This window comes from Spirosoma pollinicola (assembly GCF_002831565.1).
Lineage (GTDB): Bacteria > Bacteroidota > Bacteroidia > Cytophagales > Spirosomataceae > Spirosoma > Spirosoma pollinicola.
Map to the genome: position 1 here is coordinate 3,236,801 of NZ_CP025096.1, position 15,984 is coordinate 3,252,784.

Annotated in this window: 10 protein-coding genes; 3 read left to right on the forward strand and 7 right to left on the reverse strand. The window is 48.3% G+C overall.

Going from position 1 to position 15,984, the window contains the following annotated elements; all coding sequences use genetic code 11:
- Positions 1–49: 49 nt before the first annotated feature.
- The 7 genes from nagA to CWM47_RS13555 form a co-directional block, all read right to left on the reverse strand.
- Positions 50–1,243, reverse strand: coding sequence for an N-acetylglucosamine-6-phosphate deacetylase (nagA, locus tag CWM47_RS13525; protein ID WP_100988477.1), 1,194 nt, complete (start codon positions 1,241–1,243; stop codon positions 50–52).
- 112 nt (positions 1,244–1,355) lie between these two features.
- A complete protein-coding gene (locus CWM47_RS13530; protein ID WP_100988478.1) occupies positions 1,356–2,669 on the reverse strand; it encodes a sugar MFS transporter in 1,314 nt (437 codons plus the stop codon).
- Complete coding sequence (locus tag CWM47_RS13535; RefSeq protein WP_394341998.1) at positions 2,666–3,949, reverse strand: Gfo/Idh/MocA family protein; 1,284 nt, start codon at positions 3,947–3,949, stop codon at positions 2,666–2,668. Before CWM47_RS13535 ends, CWM47_RS13530 begins: the two co-directional genes overlap by 4 nt.
- A gap of 181 nt (positions 3,950–4,130) precedes the next feature.
- Entirely contained in the window at positions 4,131–5,144 is a 1,014-nt protein-coding gene (locus CWM47_RS13540; RefSeq protein WP_100988480.1) for a Gfo/Idh/MocA family protein, read from the reverse strand.
- Positions 5,145–5,156: 12 nt separating this feature from the next.
- On the reverse strand, positions 5,157–5,900 hold the full coding sequence (locus tag CWM47_RS13545; protein WP_100988481.1) for an SDR family NAD(P)-dependent oxidoreductase: 744 nt from the start codon (positions 5,898–5,900) through the stop codon (positions 5,157–5,159).
- Positions 5,901–6,024: 124 nt separating this feature from the next.
- Positions 6,025–8,337 carry a response regulator gene (locus CWM47_RS13550; RefSeq protein ID WP_100988482.1) on the reverse strand — a complete coding sequence of 771 codons (2,313 nt, stop codon included), beginning with the start codon at positions 8,335–8,337 and terminating at the stop codon, positions 6,025–6,027.
- A gap of 5 nt (positions 8,338–8,342) precedes the next feature.
- Entirely contained in the window at positions 8,343–9,482 is a 1,140-nt protein-coding gene (locus tag CWM47_RS13555) for an FIST signal transduction protein (RefSeq protein ID WP_100988483.1), read from the reverse strand.
- A gap of 259 nt (positions 9,483–9,741) precedes the next feature.
- Between CWM47_RS13555 and CWM47_RS13560 the strand changes: the two genes are divergently transcribed.
- The 3 genes from CWM47_RS13560 to CWM47_RS13570 all read left to right on the forward strand — a co-directional run bounded on the left by CWM47_RS13560 (position 9,742) and on the right by CWM47_RS13570 (position 15,984).
- Positions 9,742–13,650 carry a PAS domain S-box protein gene (locus tag CWM47_RS13560; RefSeq protein WP_100988484.1) on the forward strand — a complete coding sequence of 1,303 codons (3,909 nt, stop codon included), beginning with the start codon at positions 9,742–9,744 and terminating at the stop codon, positions 13,648–13,650.
- A 179-nt stretch (positions 13,651–13,829) separates the two neighbouring features.
- On the forward strand, positions 13,830–14,210 hold the full coding sequence (locus CWM47_RS13565) for a hypothetical protein (RefSeq protein ID WP_100988485.1): 381 nt from the start codon (positions 13,830–13,832) through the stop codon (positions 14,208–14,210).
- Between the two features lie 211 nt (positions 14,211–14,421).
- Positions 14,422–15,984, forward strand: a complete 1,563-nt coding sequence (locus CWM47_RS13570) for a serine hydrolase (protein WP_100988486.1) — start codon at positions 14,422–14,424, stop codon at positions 15,982–15,984.

Genomic DNA, 15,984 nt, shown 5'->3' on the forward strand with positions numbered 1-15,984 from the left:
ACGTTTAATAAGTAAGGCCGGTTTGTTGGAACCAACGCCCTGTCGAACATTAATCCTGCGTCTGGCTGTCCTTTTGGTAAATAACGGTACCCTGAACCATCGTCATGGACACGGTAATAGTCTGATCGAAAATTACAATATCAGCGTCTTTGCCTTTGGCGAGGGAGCCTTTTTGCTGATCGACGCCCATGATGCGGGCGGGTGTTGTGCTGGCCATTCGGACGGCTTCCAATAAAGAAACGTCTGCGAGTTTTACCATGTTTCTGACGAGTTGGCTGGTCGTGGCAACGCTTCCCGCAAAGGCCGTTCGGTCGGGGAGTTTGGCGACGCCATCTTCAACGATCACTTTCAGCCCGTTTGACAGGGAACCCAATATGCTTTCGCCTTCGGGCATACCGGCGTCCCGCATGGCATCCGTAATAAGCGCAATACGGTCGGCCCCCTTAATTTTATAGACCAGTTTGAGCAATGGGGGCGGCAGATGAATACCATCGCCAATGATCTCAACATCCAGATCCAGCAGAAACGCACTCTCAATCACACCCGCATACCGAAACGCATTTCGACGGGTAACCCCCGACATGGCTGAGTACAGATGCGTAACCAGCGAATAGCCATTTTCGTAGGCTGTCAGCACATCATCATACAACGCGTCGGTATGGGCAATGGCGGCCAGTATACCTTTTTGCCGGAGCCGCTGCCCGAAGGCAATAGCGCCTTCCAGCTCTGGTGCGGCACTCCACCGGACAATTGACGGTGAGTGACTCAGAATTTCTTCGTATTCCTGCGGGTCAGGATTGCGAATATAGCGAGGGTCCTGAGCACCCCGCTGGCTTAGCGCAAAGTAGGGCCCTTCCAGATGCATGCCCAGAAAAGCCGCTCCCTGATTATTGTTTCGTTTGGCGCGCTCATAGACGTCCAGCGTTTTCAAGAGGTCTTCTTTTTCGGCTGTTAGCGTCGTTGGAACAAGCGCCGTTGTGCCATAACGTGCATGAAGTTCGGCGATTCGCAGGAAGGCTTCTTCGGTGCCATCCATAAAGTCGAATCCACCCCCGCCATGTACATGGATGTCGATGAAGCCGGGAGCCACAAACTGGCCCTTCGCGTCGATGTTAACAGCATCTGGAACATCGACCGGACCTTCCTGTATGTCCAGAATCTGGTTTCCATCAATCACCACCGTTCCGTTTTTGATAGTACGAAAAGGGGTTAGAATGGTGCCATTGCTAATTTTTAGTTTCATCCTGCTCGTTCGGTAGAGACGTAAAAAAAGGATTTATGACCACAGAGGCACAAAGAACACAGAGGAATTCGTATTTAAGTCTCTGTGCTCTTTGTGCCTCTGTGGTCATAAACTAAAACCAGCGTTTGACTTTGTGGCCGTATGCAGCATAATAGACCAGGTATAAGTAGCAGGGAAAAAGTACCCAATAGGCTTTGTGGACTGTAAACAAATCGGCGAAGTAGCCATAAAAAAGCGGCATTATGGCATTACCGCACAATCCCATGATGAGGATAGACGCGCCAATCTTCGTGAAACGGCCCAGCCCGTCAAGCGCCAATGGCCAGAGCCCAGCCCAAACCAGCGAGTTTGCCAGACCGAGTAATACCACAAACCAGATCGAAATATCGGCTGTATGGCCCAGAAATGTTACCGATCCATGCGTGAAAATGATGAGTAAAGTAAAGGCCGTTCCCAGCAGGGTGCAGATGCGTAACGCATTTACCTGGCTGATGAACCGTGGAATGCAGATGATACCAATGACGTAGCCGCAAATGGTGCAAATCAAGGTATAAGATGGAAAAGTCTTTGCTTTGAGCAGATCGATACCCATCGAATTGGCATAGCCAATAATTGTGTCGATGGCGATGACCTGCGTGCCCACGTGCATAAAAATGGCAAAAGCACCCAAAATCAGGTGTGGGAATTGAAAGATACTTGTCTTGCCCGCATTGGCGGTTGCCACATCGGCGGTTTCGTGCTCGGTGTCTATTTCGGGTAGGGGGGAGCGGTAGACCAGATACCCCAATACAAACAGAAACGTGCCCAACACGGCATAAGGCGGAATAACCCGCCGAACCAGTTCGTCAAGCGCCACTCCCCGTTGCTCAGTGGTCATCGTGCCAAGCTGGGCAAACAAATCGGTGTCGGTAGGGCGCAGAATGACGGCGGCAAATACCAGCGGAGAGAGAATACCCGCAGCTTTGTTGCAAATGCCCATGATGCTAATGCGTTGGGCGGCTCGCTCTTTAGGACCCAAAATGGTTATGTACGGATTCGTTGCCGTTTGCAGAATTGCCAGACCGATCCCGATCATGAACAAGCCCATCAGGAAAACCGCGTAGGTTCGGGTCATGGCGGCCGGAATGAAAACAAACGCGCCCAGAGCCATAACCCAAAAGCCAACCATCATACCTTTCTTGAACCCAACGGCCTTTAATAAATAAGACGCCGGCACCGACATGATGAAGTAGGCAATATAAAAAGCAAAGGCAACCAGATACGCCTGAAAGATGGTCAGTTCGCAGGCTATCTTGAAATAAGGAATCAGGATGGAGTTTACCCACGAGATAAAGCCGAAGATGAAAAACATCAGCCCGATCAAAAAAATAGAAATCGTGGTTTCCCGTTTACTGAGGCTGTTAACGTCGATGGCGAGCGTGCTCATAAGGTAGGTTCCCAGCCTTTTTCGTACTCACGCTGCCAAAATCTGGCAGCCGCTTTATTATTAAGAATGTGCCCGTTGGTTGGGTCAATATCCAGCGCGTCGCCCGAACGCAGGGCGATGTTGCCCAACTGGCAAAGCAGCGTACTCTGATGCCCGCCCACAATGCCCGAAGCCAGGGGAGTATCTTTCTTGATGGCTTCGACAAAATTTTGAAGGTGTGTGGCATCCAGCACCTGAGAGGGATTCATTTTGTTTCGCGGGTCAATCGGCAAGTCGTTTTTAACCTCTTTCACCAGCTTATTGTCGAGGTCGAAAATTTTGTAGGCATTGCCGCCACCGTATTGCAGGGAACCCGTTTCACCGTAAAATGTGACCCCTACATCGCTGCCTTCTACGGTTCGTCCATTGCAGCTGCGGCCTTCCCAGGTCATGGCCGTATTGTTGTTGAATGTCAGGTTGATCACCTGTGTGTCGGGCGCTTCCCAATCGTCTTTATATCGGTAGCGCCCCCCCAGTGAGGTTACTTTGTTTGGGTAGGTAACATCCAGTCCCCAGCGCATCAGGTCGAGCATATGGGTGCCGTTATTGAGCGCTTCGCCTGTTCCCCAATGCCAGAACCAGTGCCAGTTGTAGTGAATGACGTTGTCTTTATAGGCGCGTCGGGGTGCGGGCCCCTGCCATAAGTCATAGTTTAGCCAGGCCGGAACGGCCACTGTTTTGCCGACGCCAATGGTTGCGCGGTTGTTGGTATACCAGCCTTTGGCAAAATAAGGTCGACCGATGGCGCCGTTTTTAATGTCCTGAATAGCCAGTTTTACATTGGGCCACGACCGGCGCTGGTTACCCATCTGGATAACATTTTTGTGTTTTGCTGCCACCGCAACCAGTAACTCGCCTTCGTGCGGATTGTGGCTGCATGGCTTTTCAAGATAGACATGCTTGCCCGCTTTTGAGGCCAGAATAGCGGCCGGTGCGTGCCAATGATCGGGAGCCGCAATGACGAGGGCGTCCATGTCTTTGTCTTCCAGTGCCTTTCTGAAATCGGGCTGATTAGCAGGCTTCGACTGCTGGATGCCGGTTACGGTGGTAATGCATTTTTCGGCTGCTCTGGAGTCCACATCGCAGATCGTAACTACTTCGCAATTTGGTTGTAAGGCGAAATTGCTCGACAGGGCCAGGCCACGGCTATTGACGCCCATGACCCCCACCTTCACTTTCTCATTGGCACCCAGAATACGACCGTAGCTTTTGGCACTAAATCCCGGCAGAATGCCACCCACAGACAGGGCTGCGGTACCAATAATTGATTTTTTGACAAAATCACGACGGGAGTTTTCTCCCTGATAGGTTTCATTGGTGTTTATACCAAAAGCAGTAAGGGTAAGAGATCAATACTTGAGTCCAAGAAAGCAGATAAGCGCAATAAGTCTGTTTTTTAACCGGCAGGTGACTGTGTCCGCGTTATTTTTTCTTCGCACTGGCCATCACACTGTCGAGGGTAACGGCGGCACCTCCATGCCGTTTACTTTCGTCAGCGGCTTCCATGAACGCAAAAATTTCAATGGTTTCGTCGGGTGTTACCGGCACGTTACCGGTTTCGTAATAGTTGATAATGTCCAGCAGGAGTGGTTCGTAACCGCCATAGGGCCCCAACACGATATTTCCCGACTGGGTAAAAACGGTGCCGCCGTAATCGTGTTTTCCCGTGCGGGTTCCGCGAACGGTGCCAACGCGCCCGTCGGCCCATTTGCCTATGATGATATCGGTGCCATCGGTATGCACGCGTACCACCTGTTTGCAGCCCGTTCCCATAACTGTGTAGAGTGTTTCAACGCCATGAATACCGTACCAATAAAAGTCGGGATGTGTCTTTTCGAGTACGGCGGGGCTGAAGGTGTCCGCACCCAGCACCTGGTTTTTAGCCACTTTTTCGATTCCCTTTATGTGCCGAAGCGAAGAGGCCGAAAACAGCGGGATGTTGTATTTTTTGGAAGCCTCGAAAATGGCGATCGTGTCGGACAGCGAAGCCGCAATGGGTTTGTCGATAAACACACGCTTGCCCGCCTTGAGTACCTGCAAGGCCTGTTCGAGATGGAGCCGCCCGTCGTTGGTTTCCAGCAATACTACGTCGACTTTTTTAAGTAGTTCGCTGATGGAATCGACAATTTCGACATTCAGTTTTTTTACTTCTTCCGTGTAAGCCGGGACGCGACTGGTGCTGCTCTCAATATCTCGACTCCCTTGCGGATAGACCGCCACGACTTTATAACCCAGAAAGGCAGCGTTGGCATCGGGGGCGTTGAGCGCTTTGGTAAAGGCGGTGCTATGCGAGGTGTCCAAACCAATTATACCAACACGCTTCGCCGGTTGACGTAGCTGTTTTGCCGTGAGCATATGGGGTGTTAGCAGAAGGGCCGTGCAGCCTTGCGCAGTAGTTTTTAAAAATGCTCTTCGGTTAGGTAGGGTAAGCTTCATGGACAGCCGAAGTTAATATGTGGCTCGTCCACCCGATAAATCGAAGGTGAAGCCGGTTGTAAAACTATTTTTTGGCGAGACAATATAGGTAGCCAGGTTCGCAGCTTCTTCCAGCGTGCCGCAGCGTTTCATCGGAATTTTATCGGTCATGTACTTCACCTGTACCTCGGGCATGGCATCGACCAGGGGCGTTTGAATAACGGCAGGTGCCAGCGCATTCACCGTTATGCCTCGTTCGGCATATTCTTTCCCCTGCACTTTCGCCATGCAGATAACGGCTGCTTTAGAGGTCGAGTAAGCCAGCATACCCGCATTCCCTTCTTTACCGGCGATGGACGCAATATGCAGGATACGGCCATAGTTCCGGGCAAGCATGAACGGCAACACGGCCTTCGAAGTATAGAAGCTACTCATGAAGTTCACCTCAAAAACCTTGTGCAGATTTTCGCTGCTGACTTCATGGCTCTGAACGTTCGTGATGCCGGTAATGCCAACACAGTTGATCAGGCAGTCGATCTGCCCGAATTGATCATGCACCCTGGTAACAGCCTCTAAAACCAGCTCTTCGTCGGTGACGTCGATACCAATCAACAGGGCGCTTGAGCCGTAAGATGCGAACGCGTTTTGTAAGGCTGCCTCGTTAAAATCGAGTAAACCAACCCGGGCTCCTTCGGCCAGTAATTTGTGTGCGATGGACAAGCCAATTCCCGAAGCGGCTCCGGTAATCAGCGCAACCTGTCCACTAAATTCTCCCATAATGTATTTCGTTTTTCTTCGAGTAGCATAAGCTTACCAGAGGCTGTTCTCTACCGGTCGATTGCCTTTTTTTTCGCCACCAACTGGAAGAGATCTAAACAAAATACAGGCACAGATCTGTCGATTATGCGTTAAGCAAGTCGCTTAGACAGTCAATTTCGGCTTCCAGACTGATACACAAGTCTGAAATAACTTTAGGGTTTGTTTCAGAAACATGCTCCAGTTGGTTAGCAAGGTCGGCCAGTTGCGTGAAATTGACCGTTAAAGCCGTCCCCTTGAGCTGATGCGCCAACTCTTTGATCGCGTGTACATTATCATTTTTCCGGGCCTGGTGGAGTCGCTCTGGAAAAGCGGCCAGATAGCCTTTGGCGGCACTGATTAACAGGTCAACCAATTGTTGATCGTTGTTCATGTTGGCCAGTAGCCCGTCTGCATCAAAATGGTCTTTAGCGGCAATAACTGCCTTTTCTGCCGCAGAGCCTGGGTCGGGATCGAGCCACTTGTCAATTATTTGCTCCAGTAAGTTTGGCAGGATGGGTTTGCTCAGGTAATCATCCATGCCAATTTGAAGGCATTTTTCCCGTTCGCCCTGTACCGTGCCCGCCGTGAGGGCAATGATGGGAATCCGTCTCCCATTTTCCAGTTTACGAATGGCTTTCGTGGCTTCGTACCCATTCATTTGGGGCATCTGGATGTCCATGAAAACAAGGTCGGGCTGGCTGGTCTGAAACGTGTCGAGGGCCTGTAGACCATCTACAGCTTTCAGCAATTTGGCATTTGGTAACCGTTGACTAATCAGCGTTGTCGCCAGCAGCATATTCACCATGTTATCTTCGGCGATCAGGATTGTAACTTGCTTAAGTGAAAGACTTGGTTGTGTCTGGTTCATTGGTGGTTTTTTAATCTCGTCGCGGTCTTCTTTGTGAATTTTGACATGGGCGAGTGCTTCATAGAGTTGCTCGGCTTTAACCGGCTTTATCAACCGCTGAGACACATTTAATTCCCTGCACGCGGACAGTACAATATCGTCTTCAGACGAGCTGTGCAGGAGCAAAACCGGTAACTGATCGGCAGCTATCTTAAGCTCCTGTCGAATAAATCGAATCGTCGCCAATCCATCCACATAAGGCATGTGGTAATCCATCAGAACGGCGTCGTATTGTTCTTTGGCCCTCAGCCGGTCCAGGGCTTCAAGTCCACTGGCTGCCAGTTCAGTTTTTATGCCTTTTAACAGCAACATCGCCTGTAGAATCTGCCGATTGGTAGCGTTGTCATCGACAATCAATACATGCCTGATCAAATCCATATTCGGTAAGGGCAGCGCTTCACCTGACATGGCTTTAAATTGAATGTCGAAGTAGAACGTGCTGCCTTCACCCACATTGCTGTTCAGCTGGAGTTTACTGCCCATTAAACTCAGTAGTTTATTGGAAATGGCCAACCCCAGGCCTGTACCGCCAAATCGACGGGTGGTCGAGGTATCTTCCTGAGCAAAGGCATCGAATATTTTAGACTGATTTGGCTGAGCAATGCCTATACCGGTGTCTCTCACCGAAAAACGAAAGTCCGTAGAAGAGCTGTCCGATGGACCAATCCGTTCTACTTTTAATTCGATTTCGCCTTGTTGGGTAAACTTAACGGCATTGCTGAGCAGGTTGATTAAAATTTGCCGAAGCCGGATTGGGTCGACCCAGATAAAGCGAGGAACATCGGGGGCAATATTGAGCAGCATCTCCAGTTTCTTTTGGTGGGCATGCAGCTTAATCATGTCGGCAACCTGACTGCCAACGGTGAGCAGGTCGGTTTTTTCGATGGCCAGTTCCAGTTTCCCCGCTTCAATTTTAGAGAAGTCGAGAATATCATTGATGATGTCCAGCAGCGAATTGGCCGATTGATTCACCAGCGATAAATAATGTTGCTGAGTGGCATCGGTATTGGTTTTCAGGAGTAAGTCCGTAAATCCGATCACACCGTTGAGGGGCGTGCGGATCTCATGACTCATCATCGACAGAAAATCAGATTTGGCCAGGGTTGCCTGCTCGGCCAGTTCTTTGGCCTGCCTCAATTCCGATTCTATCTTTTTCCGGCGTTCAATCTGTCTTTGTAGGAAATCGACCAGCCCAATCAGGTTGTCTGTATTTACATCCGGTACACCATCCTCGTCCGGCATCTCAAGCGTTCGAATGGCTTCGATCAATTTCTCGACCGACTGCCCCCGCTGATCAATCTCTCCTTTGAGTTTCCGATTAATCACGGCGTACTCCAGTTCGTTCATGGCCGACGAGTGTTCAAACAACTCTTTGTCGCGCTCGAAATTGTGATACGACTCATTCACCGCTTTAACAAACGACTGAAAGCGCGGGTATTGAAATTCCTCGTTTGGCAGGTACTTTTTAAGCTGTCGGGCAAGTACTTTATGTATCGGTGTAGACTCCATTGCGTTTATTTCTCAGAGAAGACCGTAATCGTCATGGTTTGATTGTGTAGTTCGCAGCGAGCGTCAGGTGCAATGGGCGATATCTCGCCATAGGAATAAAATCCCGTTAGTACTGAAGGGGAACCGAACACCTCACGCACGGCCTCTACTTCTTCGTCTACCCGCTGCCCCAGCACCAGTTTCCGCCCAACACAACTCACCAGAATAGCCAACTCGGGTTCTACTGCCAGATGTTTCCTGGCAGTATGGGCTGCCACGGCTGCCGCTTCGATCAGCCGATCCAGATTTGCTGTCATAAAGCGCACGAGACTCTTTTCGGGCATATCGCCCGCAAATGTCATACTTCGGGTTGCCTCGTCAATAGTCAAAATAGTACGCACCAGCGGGTGTGAATCGGGCGTTGCGCGCATCGATAATGGGAAAAATAAAGCTGCTGAGGGTAAGCCGCTGGCATATTTTCCAAGATACTCCTTATAGAGATCAAGGGCCTGTTTATCCCCAATCTGATAGAGCACATTGTATTCTGAGCGGGTCACTTCGCGTTCGGGCCCAAATACGTCCCAGCCACCCATCGAACTGGTGCCCACTGTAAGCTCCGAACCGTAAAAACCAATGCCAACGATTTTGCCAACAGCCGGTGGTTGGTTTAGACCGACCAGGGTGCGCTCAAAACGGGCTGCATCACCGGCCAGCCCACCCGTGATCGGGACGATGCGGTCGAGGCCATGGTTCAGGGCGTCGATTAGCTGAGTACCATTGACCAGACCCCCGTCGGAGATGACAAATACAGCTGCCAGCGTTTCATCATCCAGTGTCTGCGCCAGCTGCCTGCCGGCAGCATAACTCTCACTGCGATCCGAAATATCGATCTGTACCGACCGGATGGTTGTTTTCTCGAACTCTATAGCCGTAACAACAATACTGTCGTCGCACACTTTGTCGTCAAAAATTTCTCCCGCAGTTGAATTTATAACGATTGCAGCAGCTGGGTATAACTCCCGGAGCTGTTGGTACAAACCAGGCTTATCAAGTAGAGCGCGTTCACCAAAAGCAAGTATTAACTGTGCTTTGTGACCAGAAAAACCGGTGGTTTCAGTTATAATAGTCCAGTTGTCAGCGTCAAAGACGGACTGTCTGAGTTTCATGCGTAGCTGTTCGTAAATAGATGGAAGATAAGGGTGAAAGAAATAATAACGACGAGAGTTGAGTTACCAAAAATAAGTTAAATAATATAAAATCAATTATATATGCATCTATACGAAGACTGTAGGTTACGGTGTTTGTATAAATAAAACCTATTTTATTTGTCATTACAAATTTAATTTTATTATTTTATATATAAATATCTTTAAAGTTTATTTATTTTTTATTTAGTATATATATTAAGTGTGTGAACCCCAGTCTATGTTATTTCCCGAAAATGAGCAGTCAAGAGTAAAAGCTTTACACGCTTACCATGTTCTGGATACGCTGCCCGAGAAGGAATTTGACAGGCTGACTGAATTGGCATCTCTCATTTGTGAGATGCCAATTTCGCTGGTAACGCTTGTGGATGATAAACGGCAATGGGTCAAAGCCAGAACGGGTTTAGATCTCAAAGCGACAGAGCGGGATACTTCTTTTTGCCAGTATACAATACTGAACGATAGCCTGCTGGAGGTAGAAGATGCGACCCAGGATCCTCGATTCAAAGACAATCCGCTGGTAACCTCCGACCCCCACATACGGTATTATGCGGGTTATCCGCTAACAGATCCGGAGGGTCATTCGATAGGCGCATTTTGCGTGCTGGATTTTAGCCCCCGAAAGCTCACGAAAGCCCAGCAAAAAGCGCTGAAACTATTGAGTGAATCCGCCATAGAATTAATTATCGAACACCGGGAAAAACAGGAACTTACCTACATAAAAAGTCTATTCTCGCTCTCAAACGACTTAATCTGCGTAGTTGGTCACGATGGCTATCTGAAAAAAATCAATCCTGCTTTTCAGCAAGTATTAGGGTGGGACGAATCGTATTTGTTGACTACCCCGATTCAAAAACTGGTTCATCCTGAAGACCAGGCGGCTACAAAACAAATTATAGCCAAACTGACATCGGCGGACCAGCGAGCCGTGAATTTTGTTCAACGATTTCAATGCAAAGACGGAATGTTTCGGGATCTGCAATGGGTGACCACGCCGGAACCGGCCACAGGTAATTTCTTTGCAATTGGCCGGGATATAACCGAGGAAAAACAGAAAGAACTCCGGCTATTCCATTCAGAAAATAAATTCCGCTCGTTTTTTGAGAATTCTCAGGGTTTAATGTGCATCCATGACCTGGAAGGCAGGTTTCTGACCGTGAATACCGCCGGTGCGCACGCCTTGGGCTACCATCCTGACGAGCTAATAGGTCAACGGCTAGCTGACATTGTTCCGGTGAATCAACAGGAGGGACTAGATGCCTATTTAGAGACTATACGGAAAACTGGTAAGGCTACCGGGCTCATGCAGACGCTGCATAAAAATGGCTCCTTACTTATGTGGTTATTCAACAATATTCTGGAAACAGAATCGGATGGGCATAGCTATGTAATCGGAAATGCGATTGATATCAGCCGCCGACACCAGTTAGAAGTTGAGCTGAAGCAAACGACTCAAATGCTGAAACAGACCAATGAGGTGGCCCGTATAGGTACCTGGGAGGTCGATGTTATCCATAACATCATTATTTGGTCGGCTGTTACCCGAGCCATCCATGAAGTAGGGGAGGACTTTATACCCACTTTCGAGTCGGCGCTATCGTTTTTAGCCGGGAAAGACCTGGAACTTATTACAGACGCAATGAATCGGTCTATTGCCGAAGGCGTATCCTATGACCTCGAACTTCAGATCATAACTGCTACCGGACGAAACGTTTGGGTGCGTGCGCTGGGAACGCCTGAATTTGAGAACGGTAAGTGCAAGCGGCTATTCGGTACCTTTCAGGATATTGATGAGAAGAAAAAAGCCGAACAGGCACTTCTGAACGAGAAATTACGACTCTCGGCCTTTGTTGAGCATGCTCCGGCTGCGGTGGCCATGTTCGACCGCGATATCAATTACATAGCGGTCAGTAATCGCTGGATGGAAGACTATCATTTAACTGAAAGCGTCATTGGTTTATCGCACTATGCCGTATTTCCAAATCAATCCGCTGAATGGAAAGCTATTCATGCCAGGGGCGTTGCCGGAATCGTGTCTAAAAAGGAGGGCGATGTATGGCGACCGGAAGGCTGGGATCACGATCAGCATGCAAAGTGGGAGGTAAGGCCCTGGTATCAATTTGACGGCACGGTAGGGGGAATTATGCTGTTTACGCAGGATATAACCGAAGCCTATTTACAGCGGGAGGAGCTGACGAAAGCTAAATTACTGGCCGAACAGGCCAGTCAGGCTAAATCGGAATTTCTGGCCAACATGAGCCACGAAATCAGGACACCGTTAAACGGGGTCATCGGTTTCACAGATCTGGTATTGAAAACATCGCTCAACGCCACACAGCACCAATACCTGTCCATTGTCAATCAATCGGCAAATGCCTTATTGAGCATTATTAATGATATCCTGGATTTTTCAAAAATTGAAGCGGGTAAACTGGAACTGGCCATTGAAAAAGCAGACCTCTATGAAATTGGTAGTCAGGCTGCCGATATCACCACGTATCAGGTACAGGGCAATGAGATTGAGATGCTGCTTAACATATCATCTGATTTACCCCGATTTGTGTATGTCGATTCTGTACGCTTAAAACAGATTTTGGTCAATCTGCTGGGGAATGCGCTCAAATTCACTAAGAAGGGAGAAATTGAATTAAAAATTTCTGCACTGAGTAATCCTGAGCAAGAGCAGGTTACTATTCGGTTTGAGGTGAGGGATACCGGCATTGGTATAAAAGAAGACATGCAGGCGAAGATATTTGATGCCTTCTCGCAGGAAGACCCCTCTACCACCAAAAAATACGGCGGAACCGGTCTGGGGCTCACCATCTCCAATAAATTACTGGGGTTAATGGGAAGCCACCTTCAACTAACCAGTAAACTGGGAGAAGGAAGTTGTTTTTTCTTCGAACTAACGCTGAAAGCCGAACCGGGCGAACCAATTGAATGGCGGGACCTTGACCAGATCAGAAGGGTGTTAATTGTGGATGATAATGAACACAATCGCCTTATTTTACGTCAACTGTTTTTGTTAAAGCAGATTGTTGTCGATGAGGCAAGTAATGGCTTTGAGGCACTTCAGTTCATTGCGCAGGGCAATCTGTATGATGTCATTTTGATGGATTACCATATGCCTTACATGGATGGGCTGGAAACCATCCAGAAGATACGTACTAATTTTTCGCACCCGTTTGATAAACAGGCTATCATTCTCCTGCATAGCTCGTCGGATGATGAACGGATTGTAAAGGCTAGTCAGGTTCTGGATATCAATCACCGGCTGATGAAGCCAGTTAAGCTGGACGCTTTGTATCACGCTTTATCGCGTCTGGACCAGCAGGATGATAGTGCTTCGCAAAGGTTTATCGAGCCGGAGGTCTCTGTTGAAAACAGGATCTTGAAGGTGTTAATTGTTGAGGATAATCAGGTCAACCAGTTATTAGCAGAAACCATCGTTTCCAGAATAGCCCAAAATGCGCAAATAATTTTAGCCAATAATGGGCTGGAAGCCGTTCAGGCCTATGAACGGGAGCAACCTGATTTAATACTGATGGATATCCAGATGCCGGAAATGAATGGCTACGAAAGCACACAACGGATTCGGGAAATGGAGCAGAATGGCCCAAAACACGCAACTATTCTTGCCCTAACGGCCGGGAATGTAAAAGGGGAGCGTGAGCGTTGTCTGGCGGCCGGAATGGATGATTATATCACCAAGCCAATTACTGAAGAGACGATTATTCCATTTTTTACTAAATGGCAGAAAATAGATCCGCCTGCAACCGAGACGAACCATAACGTTAACGAACTTGATATCCACCTCGATTTAAAACAACTTCAGGAAATAGCTGGTCATAATCAGGCTTTTGTTATAGAATTGATGAAAGTTGCCGAACATGAGCTTGAAAATTCGCTTGCCACACTAAAACTACAGGCCCGGCAGGGAAGCTTAACGGGGTTGAATGCCGCCGGGCATAAGCTGTATGGTACGGCGATAAGTGCGGGTATGCCCATATTGGCTAGACTGGCTCATGAGTTTGAATATCTAACAGACCTTAGTTCAGATGAAGTAAACCAAATGATTGAAAATATAGATTCAGAAGTGAAACTTATTACTTCTTTATTAACTTATTGATAAAATTAAGAATTTGTCTCTACTATTAATTTTCCTGTTTCTTGTTACCGTTTACTCATTGTACTGTCTAAATGGTAATTGACATAGTTTCGGCTCAACATGTCGCAATTACAATTGAGTAAGTCAGTTAAGGGTATACTTAACCAATAACCTTAACTACTCGTACCTTACGTTTACCTATGGAATCTTTATTAGGTTACATTTTGCTTGAAAATAGTGCCATACAGCTTTTGGATGCCAAAGGCGGACCCGATGAGTTGACAGCCGCACACGAACGTGTTACAAAACTGGTCTGGAAACTTAAACAGATTGATCCCAGGAATCCTACGTTTATCAAGGCCTGGAATATGCTTGTCGACTATGGCGAGAAAGACCTGAGAGCTATGCTTCTTTATCAGGCAACGGCCGCGATTCGTGAATATTCGCATGCATTTTCCCGCCTAAAAGTAAAGATTAATTCTGCCGTCAGTCTGCTATCAATCAAGGAACAGGTGGAGCCTGCTTTGTCAGAATTGACCAGCGTTGCAACGTCACTGTGGCAAGAACGAAGAGTAAAATAATCACGTCTTCTCACTGGTAAAACACCTTTATATATCCCTACAATCTAGCCAGGTCGCCTGTCTGTAGGGTACTCGTGACCATCAATTTAGCAGTATAATGTGTGCTTGGCAACTGAATGGCTGTGTCATCACACTAAATCGTATTGGCGATAGGTAAGTTATTTCGTCTATAGTCCTTAAAATCCTATATTCGGGCTATAAATGACCTGCCATGAAAAATAATCTTTTAGCTATTGTACTATTTGCCATCTTTTATTGCTCAAATTCTCTTTTAGCCCAACCGAAGAAACCAGCCAGCGATCCCATCGCCCGTTATGATGCCTATATACAGCAGGCCGTTCGTGAATGGAAGGTGCCCGGCCTGACCGTTACTGTCATAAAAGATGGAAAGGTTCTCCTGAAAAAAGGCTACGGCGTTCGGGAGTTGACGGGGCCGCAAGCCGCTAAAACAGAACCTGTTACTACTCAAACGCTCTTTGCGATGGCATCGACGACAAAAGCCATGACAGCAGCTTGTCTCGGTATGATGGTCGATGAAGGAAAGCTTCGCTGGGATGACCCCGTTACCAATTACCTGCCCGACTTTCAACTATACGACCCGGCTGTAACTCGGGAGGTCCGGGTACGCGATTTGTTGATCCACAATACGGGCGTAGGAAATGCCGATGTGCTTTGGGCCGCCATGCAGATTCCGTCCGATGAGATTATACACCGGATGCGGCTCGTTAAACCGTCCTATTCCTTTCGGGCGGGCTTTATCTATCAGAATATTATGTATCTGGCGGCAGGTAAAGTACTCGAAAAGGTTAGCGGCATGACTTGGGAAACATTTATACGCACCCGAATTTTCGAGCCGCTGGGTATGAGCCGGACGAAGGCCCTGTTCGGGCAAATCACTGATCCGAATCGGGCAAAGCCGCATGTTGCCGTAAACGACTCCGTTCGGCCGATAAATAGTTTGAAAGAAGAAGGGCTGGTTGATGCCGTTGGGCCGGCCGGATCAGTCTGGACGTGTCCTGATGATGTAACTGCCTGGATGCAGTGTATGCTCGATTCTGGTCGATACCAGGGCAAAGTTTTACTGAAACCCGCAACCTGGGCTGAACTATTCAAACCCCAGACGTTAGTAACTGACAGCGAATTTTATCCGACTCAACTTCTTACCAAACCTGTCTGGAAAACATACGGACTTGGCTGGTTTCAGCAGGATTATCGGGGGCATCGCATGAATTTTCATACGGGTAGCCTGACCGGGATGGTTGCCATTCATGGTCAACTGCCTGATCAGAAAGTAGCTGTCTATGTGCAGGGTAATCTCGATCATGCTGAATTACGCCATGCGCTGATGTTCAGGGCGTTCGATGAGTTCGCGCTTGGCGTTGACCACGACTGGAGTGCAGAGTTTCAGAAGTTATACGGTGGGTTGAAGCAAAAAGCCAGACTAAGCGAGCGGAAAGCCGATAGCACGCGGGTGTTAAACACCAAACCCTCCTTGCCGCTAACGGCTTATGTAGGTTCCTATACCGACCCGCTTTCCGGTAAAGCCGATGTGACGCTGAAAGACGGCAGGCTCTATTTTTCGCTAAACAATGTCATGACAGGCTATCTTGAGCATTGGCATTACGACACCTTTCGACTAGTTTACGACCAATTCTGGAATGGCAGAGACCCATTGAGCTTTGTGCTTGATGCCAGCGGTAAGGTTGCCAAACTAAGCAGCTCGGGGCTTGACCTGATTAAAGTGCCCGGAAGTAAGCAAATGGATAATGAGTAA